Raw genomic sequence first — 11,591 nt, forward strand, 5'->3', positions numbered from 1 at the left:
CGGGACTTGCTACTGTCTTTGGCCGAAGAGCCCCAACTGTAGTCAGGGGAACACCCCTGGTGGAGTGGTCTCGTAGCTGAGCTGCGAGTGGGCCGAGTCGATGCGATCGGAGCACTCTGTCATGCCTACAGCCACGTCCCTCGGCCTGCCGAACGTCCGCGGCCGCTTACCGCTGCTCGCCGGCCTGGCGATCGACTCCTTCGGTGGCGGCTGCGCCGGTCCGCTGCTGCTGCTCTACTTCGTGCGGGTCGCAGAGATCCCACTGGGTACGGCGGGCATCCTGCTGACCGTGGCGACGCTCTTCTCGATCGCTGCACCGGCCGGTGTAGGTGTGGTGATCGACCGTGTCGGGCCGCGGGCCCTGGTGGTCGGGTCGCAGTTCGCGCAGGGCCTGGCGTTCACCGGGTTCTTCTTCGGGCGGTCGCTGTGGCTGCTGTTCCTGTGCGCGCTTTTGACCACGTTCGGTCAGCGGGTGTTCTGGTCGTCGATCTTCAGCCTGCTGTCGGACGTCGCCGACGAGGGCGACCGTGACAGGTGGTTCGGTCTGGGCGGCATGATGCAGGCGGGTGGCTTCGGCCTCGGCGCACTGGCTGCTGGTGCACTGCTGGCCGTCGGTGGGGACACACCGTTCCTCATTGCGATGGCGCTGAACGCGGTGACCTTCTTCCTGGCCGGGCTGCTCCTGCTGCGGCTGCATCCGTCGCACCACACGCGTCAGGTGCAGGACAACACCGGGCCGGCACCGCTGCTGCGCAAGGACAAGCCGTTCCTGGTGCTGATCGGCGCCAACACTGTCCTGGCGCTCTGCACCATGCTGATGGGCGTTGCGCTGCCGGTGTACGTGTCTGAGGCGCTGCCCGCGCCGAAGTGGCTGGTCGGCGTGTTGCTGGCGGCGGTTTCCGTCGTACTGGCGACTGGACAGACGCTGGTGGTGCGGCACACCGAGAGCCGTCGTCGTACCAACGTGCTGATCGTCGCCGGGGTGACGTGGGCTGTGTGGGGCGTGCTGATGGCGTCGCTGCTGCACATCCCGACCGCACTGGTGGTACCCGGTCTAATCCTGGCCACGGCGGTGTTTGCGTTTGCCGACGTACTGCATGCGGCGACCTCGAACGCGCTGGCCGCGGCGGTGGCGCCGGTGGTGGGGCATGGGAAGTACTTGTCCTACTGGCAGTACTCGTTCACCTTTGCGTCCGTGCTGGCGCCGGCCTTCTTCGCGCAGCTCTTCGAGGTCCGTCACGAGTTCCCGTGGCTTGCCCTCTCGGGGCTGGCGTTGCTGGCCGCGGCCACGATCCTGGTCCTCGATCGGACACTGCCGCACTCCACCACGCAGCGCCGCTGAACCCAGGCGGTTGACGGGTCAGCGGCGCACCCGCGGGCGTGCCTGTGAGTGACCTTGTTGATCGGCGTGTGATCAGCTGCCGTAGTCAGCGGATCTCGCTCCAGCGGGCTCCGGTCCAAGGTGGCAGGTCGAGCGAGCGGGATGCCCAGCTGAGGCAGATCACGGCGATACGTTGAAAGACCCTGCGGAGCCACTGCGGAGCCTGCGTCTCATGAGCGGCCCGGCGAGCGCACTGACCGGCGATGTGGGCCGCCCAAGGCCCTCCTTCAGGTAGTACGTCGAACGGATCCGGGCCGCCTTCGAGTGGCAACGTAGCGAGTGCCGAAGCGAGGTCCTGCTGCGGATTCCCACGAATGGCCTGGGCCCAGTCCACCAGCACCACGCGTCGACCGACGAAACACAGATTGTCGCTCCGGACGTCGTTGTGCACCAGCGCATCACCCTCGACCGGGACGTTGCCCTCCGCTTCCACCAGTCCATCCAGCGCAGCGCTGAACCAGGCCTCGCTGCACAGGCCGAGCGCCAGGAAGTCATCCGCCTCGCGCTCGATCAACGGCCACTGCGGCCGGAATCCGTCCCGGGCTGACGGAAGGGATGCCGGCGGGGGCAGCTCACCGACCCGCCGCAGTGCCGCGAACAGGAGATCGAACTGACCGGGCTTCCACGTCACCGGGTCATGGTCGGCCGGCCAATGCGCAGCACGCAGGTCCTCCATCACGAGGACCGGGCGATCGCCGTCCTCGAGCCAGGCCAGCTCCCGAGCGACCAGGTCGCTATCGACACTGGAGACGATCTTATGCTCTGTACGGAGCCCTTTCGCTCCCTGGTCATCGACCGCAGCCTTCACGAAGGCGCTCGAGCCGTCAGCAAAGCCAACGACGAAGGACGCGGCCGACCGCCCGGTGTGCGGCCGATGCCAGTCAATCGGCTCTTTGCTCAGTGCCGACGCAATCAGCGTGTGCAGCTCCTGCGTCGGATGCCCGTCCTTTGTCAGAGCCATACTGTGCTTCTCCAAGCCGGTTGGATCTTGCTGCTCCGAGTGCTAGCGCCAATCGCATTCAACGGCCGAAACGTAACCGAAGTCCTGACACATCCATAGTCACCGATGCCCCAGAACCGTCACTGATGTCCTGAGACATCACTGGTTGACGGGTCAGTTGACGGGTCAGGATTCGTTGCGTTCGATCGAACATCTGTTCTAATGTTTTCCTCGTTCGCGGTTCTCCAACCCGGATCGTCCCGGCGTCCGAACCTCCCACCTCCGATGTGGACCGGTCGCCCGAGACGCCGCCGCCCGGGTGCGTGAGGGCCCGGGCAGTGGAGATCCGCAGGCCGAATCGGGTACAGCTGACGAGGACGAGGTGATGCTCAGCGAAGGGACAGCACGCAATGCTGCTCGAACACCGCGGCCGACGACCGGTCGTGCCCGAATCCGCTTACGTCGCACCATCGGCAGTGCTCTGCGGCGCCGTCGTACTGGCTGAAGGCAGTCGCGTCCTGCATGGTGCCGTGCTGACGGCGGAGAACGGCGAGGTCCGTCTCGGTGCGAACAGTGTGGTGATGGAGAACGCCCTGGTGCGCGGCCGGGCCGACCATCCCGCCCTGCTCGGCGACGCGGTCCTGGTAGGTCCCCATGCACACGTGAACGGCGCCACGGTCGAGGACGAGGTCTTCATCGCCACGGGCGCCGCGTTGTTCCCCGGTTCGGTCGCCGGCGCGGGCGCGGAACTCCGGATCAACAGCGTGCTGCACGTGAACTCGCGCCTGGAACCCGGCACGGTCCTCCCGATCGGATGGATCGCAGCCGGCGACCCGGCCACGCTCTTCTCGCCCGACCGGCACGAGGAGCTCTGGCAGGTGCAGCGCGACCTGGACTTCCCCGGGACGGTGTACGGCGTCCCCCGCGGCACACCCATGCGCGAGATCATGGCGCGCCAATCGGAGTTCTTCGGCGCCCACGTTGACGACCGTCAGCTACCCGATCCCGAGTAGACGCATCAGATCTCGCGGCGGCGCTCCCACAGCCGGCGCTGGTCGCTGGGGCTGTCTACCGGACGTCAGCTGGTGGTGAGGCTGTGCAGTTCGAAGCGGCGGACTTGGGATGGCGTGCGGCCTGCGCAGGTCAGGCGGGCGTCGACGGTGTCGAGGTGCGCTGAGAGCTGGACGCTGACGTGCGTGGTGCCGGTGGTCAGGTCGACTTGCCAGTGGTCGGGGTGGAGTTGGCGGACGGCTTGCGGGAGGAGTGCGTCTACGGCGAGCGAGTGGCCGGCAGCTCGGGCGTAGTGCTGGGCGGCTTGGACGGGAGGCATGAACGCGCCTGATCCGCGGAGGAGGTCAGGTACGACGCGACCCTCGTCGTGATGCTTGGCGAGCTCGACGGCGCGGGGTGCTGAGACGTGCCCGTAGAACAGGCTGTGGGGCAGGACGACGACGTTCGCGGCGAACCGGTCGCCGCCGATGTGGCTGCACTCCCAGGTGCGTTCGGGATAAGCAGCCGCCAACGCGGCCGCCACCGGTCGCCCGCGTACGGCGCAACACGCGTCGTGCCGCCCGTGCGTGCACACCAGGTACGCCGGCTCGTCGCTGGCCTCACCTGGATCCGCGCCGGCAAGCACGTCCAGCAGATGCCCGTCCGTCGGCAGCTCACCCCATCGCATCGACTCCCGCCCGGGCCGGCAATCCACCAACCCCCACTTCCGCGGCACCCCACGGTCAATCCGCCCGAACCGCCGAATCAACACCGGCCGATACCCCAGCTCCGCACACCGCCGCCCAACCTCAGTTCCGAGGTTGGAACGCAACGCGGTGAGGGCGGTGCGGGGCCAAGCGGTGTGGGACTCGATGAGGAGCCAGCGGGTCGCGGGTGGGGCCGTGGCGAACAGGGGGTCGCGGCGCTGGTCGGCCAGAGCGGCACAGCCTGTCTCTGGTCGGTACCTTTCAGCCACCACGTCTGCCTGCCTCACGCCACAACCTCGGAGCTGACCAAGCCTCGGCCTGGTGATTGCCAGTCGCAACCAATCTACGCACTAGTCGCGACGAGGACTGCCTCCGTGAGCAGGCGTCGTACGAGGACCAGTTGGTCCTGTTCGTCGAGGCCGGGTAGGTCGCCGAGCTTGTGGTCGGTCCCGTCGCACAGCGCCTGGACCGCGTCGAGGGTGGTTGCGGGAAGGGTGATGGTGCGGTCGGGGAGCTGGAGGGTTACCGGGTCGCCCGGGATGACGCGGCAGCGTAGGCCGGGGCGAAGGTGGACTGTTGCGCCGACAGCCAGTGAGGCGATCGAGGCCGCGTGGGCCAGGGGAGGCAGCGGCGCGGGGCGGCTGGTGGGCCAGGTCCGGCGGCCCAGACGGGCCGCCAGCTCTTCGGGGCGAGCGGACTGGATCTGCTTGCTGAAGAACTCGGCCACCTCCGGCAAGATCTCGCTGAGCTGAGCAGGGTCCGCGGGGTCGAAGCCGAGGGGTAGCGCAGTTCGCAGCGCAGCCTGGTCTGCGGCGAGCGCGGCCAGCTCCTGCACGAGCAGGTAGCGAGTCATGGTGTGCAGGCCGACCGTCAGGTGTGCACTGACCCCACCTAGCGCCTTCGCCGAGTGCAGGAAGCCGCGCGGCACGTACAGCGCATCCCCAGGGCGCAGTACGTCGTCCACCACCGGAGCCTTGTCTCGCGCAGCAGCCGCCACCGCCGCGGAGTGGTCCGTCCACGGCTGGTTGCGCAGCGGATCGACGTGCACCGGCTCGTGTACTGTCCAGTGCTTCTCGCCCGCCACCTGCAGCACGAAGACGTCGTGTACGTCGTAGTGCGCCGAAAACCCCTGCGACTCGGCAGGAGTGATGTACGCGTTGATCTGCACCGGATGACCCGCGTCGACCGTCAGCTGCGTCGCGAAGTCGACCAGCGCCGGCCAGGTCCGGTGCAGCGCCTGCAGTACGACGGTATGCCCGTCGGCGAACAGCGCAGCCACCTTGTCGTCGCGCACCTGGTCGGCGATCTCCGCACCGACGCCACCCGAGCCGGTGAACTCCTTGTCCCCGACGACCGCACCGTTCTTCGCGATCCGCAGGAACGGCGTCCGCAGGCCGCGGCGAGACAGCAGTTCGTCCGCGGCCTCCAGGCTGAACAGATCGTCGTACGGCGCCGGCAGGTCCGGACCGTGTGACAGCAGCGCGCGCTTCCCCCAGTAGGAGCGCGCGAACTCGTCCAGCTCACCTGCTACGCAGCGCCGGAGAGCCGGGCGCTCGTCCGGCAGCGGCCCGGCCCCCGGCACCGTCCTCACCAACTTCCGGAGCTCCCGCTGGCCCCACCGTCGGCGCCACCGTCCGCCCCGCCGTCGGTCGCACCCGGGTCGGCGCCGCCGTCAGCAGGTCCTTCCGAGCCGCCCCCGGCACCGCCATCGGCACCGCCATCGGCACCGCCGTCGGCACCTCCGTCGGCACCTCCGTCGGCGCCGCCGTCGCCGACACCGGGCGAGGCGCCACCGTCCGCGGGCCCTTCACCGCCGGCTCCCCCGTCGGCACCGCCATCGGTGCCACCTGGAGTCGCCCCACCGTCCGCAGGCCCCTCACCGGACCCGTAACCACCGGCCCCGCCGTCCGCACCACCATCGGTCGTGCCCTGGCTGGCGCCGCCGTCCGCGGGCCCTTCACTGCCAGAGCTGCCAGAGCCGGACGAGCCCCCGTACTCGTCGGCGCCGCCGTCGGCCCCGCCGTCCGTCGCACCCGCGGTCGCGCCGCCGTCCGCCAGGCCTTCTTCGCCGTCGGACGAGGTCGTCATGTCGTCGTTGTTCAGACTCATCGTGCTGCTCCCATCGCAGTTGGCCGCGAGTGCCGGACCGTGAGCAGGCACTCTGCGACCATCCTGTGCGCAAATGGGAGACGTACTAAACCCCGCCCGGGTTACAGCGGCCACTCGGTTCCACGGCGATGGCCGCACAGGTCGTGCCACACCTTCACGAACGCGTCGGTGATCTCCTCCGGCCGTACGGCGATCCGCAGCCAGTCGGTCCCGAGTCCGGGGAACGTGTCCCCGCGCCGGACCGCGTATCCCCGCTCCCGCAAGGCATTCCGCAGTACGTCGGCCCCCTCGACCTGCACGAGCACGAACGGGCCCCGCGCGACGCCGTACGTCGCGACGGAATCCCCCAATGCGTCCAGCAGATAGGCACGATCCCGGTCCAAGTCAGCCGCCGCGTGGGCAGCCTCGACGACCGCGTGCTCGTTGCTGCAGGCAATCGCCGCGGCCAGCGCAGGAGTGGACACCGGCCAGTGCGGCTGTACGGCGGCCAACTGCTCGATCAGCCCCGGCGCGGCCAGCACGTACCCGACCCGCAACCCCGCGAGCCCCCACGTCTTGGTCAGGCTGCGGATCACGACCAGCCCCGGAATCGACGCGCCGGCGAGCGACTCCGGCTCACCGGGTACGGCGTCCATGAACGCCTCGTCGACCACCAGGACCCGACCGGGTCGAGCCAACTCACGCAGGTCGTCGGCCCGATGCAGCACAGACGTCGGATTGGTCGGGTTGCCGATGACAACGAGGTCGGCATCGTCGGGTACGGCGCCTGGATCGAGCACGAACCCGTCCTCCGGCCGCAGGATCACCCGGTCCACCAGATGCCCGGCCGACCGCAGCGCCGCCTCCGGTTCGGTGAACTGCGGATGTACGACGACCGCATGCCGCGGCCGGAACGCCCGCGCGACCAGCACGAACGCCTCCGCGGCCCCAGCCGTCAGCAGCACCCGATCCGGCGTCACCCGATGCCGCGCGGCGACCGCTGCCAGCGCCGCCTCCTGCCGCGGGTACGACGCCAGGTCGCTCAGACTGCCCGCGATCTGCTCGACCAACCAGCCCGGCGGCGTCCCCACCCGGACGTTGACCGCCAGGTCGACCAGCCCACCGCCGACCTCGAGATCGCCGTGATGTTCCAGATCAAACCCATCGGCCACCCCAGGAGGCTAACCGCTCGGACCCGGTCCCGGGCTGTGAGTCCACTCACCGAGGCTGCACGGTGTACCGCCGGTTCTGCAGCGACGGGTTCCGGTGCCGCACCTCGGAGAGGCGGTCGGCGGAGACCGAGGCAAAGGCGTGTCCGTCCGCCTCCCCGGCCGAGGCGACCACCACCCCTTGTGGGTCGATGACCTGGCTGAGGCCGCAGTACTTCTTCCCGTTCTGCGCAGCGGCCGCCACATAGCAGGTGTTCTCCAGAGCCCGCGCGGTCAGCAGAGTGGTCCAGTGGTGCTCCTTCAGCGGCCCGCGAACCCAGGCCGCCGGTACGACGAGCACCTGAGCGCCGGCGTCCACCAGAGCACGCGACAACTCCGGGAAGCGCAGGTCGTAACACGTCATCAGCCCGAACGACAGCCCGCCGATCGAGACCACGACCGGCGCGACATCACCCGGTGTCAACTGGTCCGACTCCTTGTAGCCGAAGGCGTCGTACAGATGGATCTTCCGGTAGGCGCCCAGCAGCGAGCCGTCCGCGCCGACAGCCAGCAAGGTGTTGTACGGGCGGTCCTGGTCGCAGCTGCGCTCGAACATGCCCGCCACGATCGCCACCCCGTGCTCGACCGCGCTCTTGCGCAGCGTGGCGACGAACTCGCCGTCCAGCGCCTCGGCCGCCTCCGCCACCGACCCGCCCTCGACGGCGAAGTCGGACATGATCGCTTCCGGCAGTACGACGAGGTCCGGTTGCTCGCGTACGGCGTCGGCGACGACTCTGGTCACCAGCTCACGGTTGGCGGCCTTGTCGTAGCTGCTGGCGGTCTGCACGACGGCGATCTTCATGAGTCCATGGTGCCCGAAAGCGCAGATGGGGAAGACTGCGTGGCGTGGAGTACGACGCGCTGATTCTGGCCGGGGGTGGTTCGACCCGGTTCGGTGGAGTGGACAAGGCCATGCTGGTGCTCGACGGCGTCACGCTGCTCGACCGGGTGCTGACGGCAACGGCGGATGCAGCTGCGACCGTCGTGGTCGGCCCGGAGCGCACGACGTGCCGCCCGGTCGCGTGGACCGTCGAGGATCCACCCTCGGGCGGACCGCTGGCAGGCATCGCAGCCGGCCTGGCCCACGGCACCGCTCCGGTGGTCGTCGTCCTCAGCTGCGACCTCCCGTGGCTGACGAACGACGACATCACCACCCTGCTCAACGGCCTCGGCGACCACGACGGCCACGGCCTGCAGGACCCGGACGGCCACGAACAACACCTCGCCACGGCGTACCGCCGTACCAAACTCACCCAAGCGATCAACCAGGCCGGCGATCCCCACAACAGATCAGTACGCCGTACCCTCGCCCCCCTCGACCTCACCTGGTCCACCCCCACCCGAGGCGCCCGCGACGTCGACACCTGGTCAGACCTTGACGACTGAAGCCATCGCCACAGCCTTCCCAGGCAGCGAGATCATCCCGCGAACCGGTGGCCAACAGAACACCGTCTTCGAGGTGCGACGCCCAGGCACCACCCCGGTCATCGTCAAGGCCTACACCCCCGACCTGGCCTGGAAACAAGCCAAGGAGATCCACGTGTACGGACTGCTCGCCGGCCTTGGCGACCAAGTTCCCCACGTGCTCCAGGTCGAGGACGGCTTCACCGTGTTCTCCAAGTTGCCCGGCGTACCGCTGTCCGAGACGGATCCGCCCGACTGGCGAGCGACGTACGAACAACTCGGTCGGCTGCTGGCCGCGATCCATCGCATCGAGCAACCGGCGTACGGCTACCTGACCGACCGGATCATCGACCCCCTACCCGACAACACGCAGTACATGCGCCGTCAGTTCGCCAACAAACTCAAAGAATTCACCGGCGACCGCACACTGCATAACAAGATCCAGCAGTACGCCGACGCACACGACGTACTGCCCGGCACGCCGCCAGCCCTGTGTCACAACGACTTTCACGAGGGCAACGTGCTGGTGGATCCGGAGACCTGGCGCATCACCGGCTTCATCGACGTCGAGAACGCGATCGCTGCCGACCCCCTGATGGACCTCGCCAAGACCATGTCCTATTCCATCCGCGGCGACACCGGGAAACTCGACGGCCTGCTCGACGGGTACGGCGACCTGCCGCCGGACTGGTGTGCTCGCACGACGTTCTACCGGCTCTACCATTCGCTTGAGCTATGGGACTGGTTCGCTTCGATAGGCGCCACGATTCACCTGGACGGTATCGCGCGAGACATGGCCGAGATCGTCGAGAGCTAGCGGGTACCGTGTGCTGCATGCGAGCTGTCGTGTGTGAGGGTGCCGGCGGGATCGACGTTCTGACGATCGGTGAGATCGAGGATCCGAAGCCGGCTGTCGACGAGGTCGTCATCGACGTGGTCGCCGCGGGTGTGAACCGGGCCGACCTGCTCCAGCGGCAGGGCCACTACCCACCACCGCCGGGCGCACCCGGGACGATCGGGCTCGAGGTGTCCGGCACCATCTCCGCGGTCGGCGCGGAGGTCGAGGGCTGGTCGGTCGGCGACGAGTGCTGCGCGCTGCTCGCCGGTGGCGGGTACGCCGAGAAGGTCGTCGTACCGGCGCCGCAGGTGATGCCGGTGCCGGACGGGCTCGACCTGGTCAGCGCGGCCGCGCTGCCCGAGGTGGTCGCGACGGTGTGGTCGAACGTGTTCATGACCGCGCACCTGAAGGCGGGCGAGACGCTGCTCGTCCATGGTGGCGCGTCCGGGATCGGGACGATGGCGATCCAGCTAGCGGTCGCGCACGGAGCCCGCGTGCTGTGCACGGTCGGCAGCACGGACAAGATGGAGTTCTGCACCCGGCTCGGCGCCGAGGTCGCGATCAACTACAAGGAAGCCGAGTGGGCGTCGGTGGTGAACGAGGCGACCGGCAAGGCCGGAGCGGACGTCATCCTCGACATCATCGGCGCGAAGTACCTGGCCGACAACGTGAAGTCCCTCGCGTACGACGGCCGGCTGGTCGTGATCGGCTTGCAGGGCGGCGTGAAGGGCGAGCTCGACCTCGGCCGGCTGATGTCCCGCCGCGGCTCGATCACCGGCACCGGGCTGCGCGCCCGCTCGGTCGAGGACAAGGGCCGGATCCTCGCCGAGGTGGTCGGCCACGTCTGGCCGCTGGTCGCGGAGAAGAAGGTGCGGCCGATCGTCCACACCACCTTCCCCCTCGACCAGGTCGCCCGCGCCCACGAGACCCTCGAGCAGTCCACCCAGATCGGCAAGGTTCTGCTAACCCTCTGAGGCCGGCAGGTTGGCGGCCAGCCAGTCCGGGTCCGGCGCGACCAGCTGGATGACGTCGATCCAGGTGCCCTCGGGGTCGCGGACGAAGAAGTGCCGCTGCCCGAACACCTCGGTGACCACCTCGGTCTCGAGCTTCACGCCCGCCTCGGTCAAGGACTGGGCGACCTTGTCGGCGTCCTCGACGACGAAGCCGAACAGGTTCGTGCTCTCGGTCAGCTTGTTGACGGCGGCCGGCACGGTCTCGTGCCCGCGCTGACAGATCGCGAGCTCCCAGTCCGCCTCGCCGCGACGGACCGTCACGAACCAGCCGAGGTCGATAGCGATCTGCAGGTCGAAGTGCTGCTGGTAGAAGGCGGCGACCTCCGCCGGTCGGTCGGTGACCACGGTCGCGCCGAATGCCGCGGGTTGCATACGTTCTCCTGACTACTACAGCTGTCGTTGTTGTGTACGACAGTTGTAGTGGAACTCTGCTAGCCTTGTCAACATGCCGAGGAACCCCGAACGCCGTACCCAACTCGCCGACGCCGGCCTCGCCGTCCTCGCGGACGCCGGCGCCCGCGGCCTGACGCACCGCGCCGTCGACGCAGCAGCCGGACTCCCCGCCGGTACGGCGTCCAACTACTTCCGCACCCGCGACGCGCTCCTCGGCGCGCTCGGCGAGCGCATCTTCGAGCGACTCGCGCCCGACGAGGCCGTGCTCGAACCGTTGGCCAAGCGCGAGCCGGGGATCGACCTGATGGTCGACTACGTCCGCTACATCGTCGAGCGGCTGCTCGGCCGGCCCGAGCTTTCCCTGGCCCTGCTGGAGCTCCGGCTCGAGGCCGCCCGCCGGCCCGGCCTGCACGAAATCCTGTCCCGGACCCTCCGGCAGGGCTTCGACGCCGACGTCGCCTTCAACTCCAACGCCGGCCTCCCCGGCGGCGCCGAGGAGATCCGCCTGCTGCACTTCGCGATCGACGGCCTGGTCCTGGACCAACTCACCCCCGGCACCGGCCGCCCATACGACGTCGACGCAACCACCGACCGCCTCGTCCGACGCCTCGTCGGCGCCGACTAACCCC

At 68.9% G+C, this 11,591-nt stretch carries 13 protein-coding genes; 6 read left to right on the forward strand and 7 right to left on the reverse strand.

Features of this window, described 5'->3' with window-relative positions; all coding sequences use genetic code 11:
- Window positions 1-121 precede the first annotated feature (121 nt).
- Window positions 122-1,342 carry an MFS transporter gene (locus ACIBGM_RS37445; RefSeq protein ID WP_360522615.1) on the forward strand — a complete coding sequence of 407 codons (1,221 nt, stop codon included), beginning with the start codon at window positions 122-124 and terminating at the stop codon, window positions 1,340-1,342.
- Between the two features lie 85 nt (window positions 1,343-1,427).
- On the opposite strand, the gene ACIBGM_RS37450 is transcribed toward ACIBGM_RS37445, so the two are convergent.
- Window positions 1,428-2,342, reverse strand: a complete 915-nt coding sequence (locus ACIBGM_RS37450; protein WP_396388243.1) for a phosphotransferase — start codon at window positions 2,340-2,342, stop codon at window positions 1,428-1,430.
- Between the two features lie 422 nt (window positions 2,343-2,764).
- Here ACIBGM_RS37450 and ACIBGM_RS37455 point away from each other — a divergent pair, with 422 nt between their 5' ends.
- Entirely contained in the window at window positions 2,765-3,334 is a 570-nt protein-coding gene (locus tag ACIBGM_RS37455) for a gamma carbonic anhydrase family protein (protein ID WP_360522621.1), read from the forward strand.
- A 65-nt stretch (window positions 3,335-3,399) separates the two neighbouring features.
- On the opposite strand, the gene ACIBGM_RS37460 is transcribed toward ACIBGM_RS37455, so the two are convergent.
- The 5 genes from ACIBGM_RS37460 to ACIBGM_RS37480 form a co-directional block, all read right to left on the reverse strand.
- Entirely contained in the window at window positions 3,400-3,999 is a 600-nt protein-coding gene (locus tag ACIBGM_RS37460) for a sucrase ferredoxin (RefSeq protein WP_360522624.1), read from the reverse strand.
- 362 nt (window positions 4,000-4,361) lie between these two features.
- Window positions 4,362-5,609: a JmjC domain-containing protein gene (locus ACIBGM_RS37465; RefSeq protein ID WP_360522627.1), complete on the reverse strand. Its 1,248-nt coding sequence runs from the start codon at window positions 5,607-5,609 to the stop codon at window positions 4,362-4,364.
- A complete protein-coding gene (locus ACIBGM_RS37470; protein WP_396388244.1) occupies window positions 5,606-6,127 on the reverse strand; it encodes a BatC protein in 522 nt (173 codons plus the stop codon). Before ACIBGM_RS37470 ends, ACIBGM_RS37465 begins: the two co-directional genes overlap by 4 nt.
- 101 nt (window positions 6,128-6,228) lie before the next feature.
- Window positions 6,229-7,278 carry an Rv2231c family pyridoxal phosphate-dependent protein CobC gene (cobC, locus tag ACIBGM_RS37475; protein WP_360522633.1) on the reverse strand — a complete coding sequence of 350 codons (1,050 nt, stop codon included), beginning with the start codon at window positions 7,276-7,278 and terminating at the stop codon, window positions 6,229-6,231.
- Window positions 7,279-7,324: 46 nt separating this feature from the next.
- A complete protein-coding gene (locus tag ACIBGM_RS37480; RefSeq protein WP_360522636.1) occupies window positions 7,325-8,116 on the reverse strand; it encodes a carbon-nitrogen hydrolase family protein in 792 nt (263 codons plus the stop codon).
- Between the two features lie 44 nt (window positions 8,117-8,160).
- Between ACIBGM_RS37480 and ACIBGM_RS37485 the strand changes: the two genes are divergently transcribed.
- Genes ACIBGM_RS37485 through ACIBGM_RS37495 form a run of 3 tightly spaced genes read left to right on the forward strand, consistent with a single transcriptional unit; the run spans window position 8,161 to window position 10,530 of the window.
- Window positions 8,161-8,700, forward strand: a complete 540-nt coding sequence (locus ACIBGM_RS37485; RefSeq protein ID WP_360522639.1) for an NTP transferase domain-containing protein — start codon at window positions 8,161-8,163, stop codon at window positions 8,698-8,700.
- Complete coding sequence (locus ACIBGM_RS37490; protein ID WP_360522642.1) at window positions 8,690-9,535, forward strand: aminoglycoside phosphotransferase family protein; 846 nt, start codon at window positions 8,690-8,692, stop codon at window positions 9,533-9,535. The genes ACIBGM_RS37485 and ACIBGM_RS37490 overlap by 11 nt, the downstream gene beginning before the upstream one ends.
- Window positions 9,536-9,552: 17 nt before the next feature.
- Window positions 9,553-10,530 (forward strand): NAD(P)H-quinone oxidoreductase, encoded by a 978-nt coding sequence (locus tag ACIBGM_RS37495; protein WP_360522645.1) that lies wholly within the window; start codon window positions 9,553-9,555, stop codon window positions 10,528-10,530.
- Here ACIBGM_RS37495 and ACIBGM_RS37500 read toward each other — a convergent pair.
- Window positions 10,519-10,941 (reverse strand): VOC family protein, encoded by a 423-nt coding sequence (locus ACIBGM_RS37500; protein WP_360522648.1) that lies wholly within the window; start codon window positions 10,939-10,941, stop codon window positions 10,519-10,521. The two genes, ACIBGM_RS37495 and ACIBGM_RS37500, sit on opposite strands and share 12 nt — an antisense overlap.
- Before the next feature lie 73 nt (window positions 10,942-11,014).
- On the opposite strand from ACIBGM_RS37500, the gene ACIBGM_RS37505 reads away from it, so the two are divergent.
- Entirely contained in the window at window positions 11,015-11,587 is a 573-nt protein-coding gene (locus tag ACIBGM_RS37505; RefSeq protein ID WP_360522651.1) for a TetR/AcrR family transcriptional regulator, read from the forward strand.
- Window positions 11,588-11,591 lie beyond the last annotated feature (4 nt).

Source organism: Kribbella sp. NPDC050470 (genome assembly GCF_044458365.1).
In the GTDB taxonomy this organism is placed as follows: Bacteria; Actinomycetota; Actinomycetes; order Propionibacteriales; family Kribbellaceae; genus Kribbella.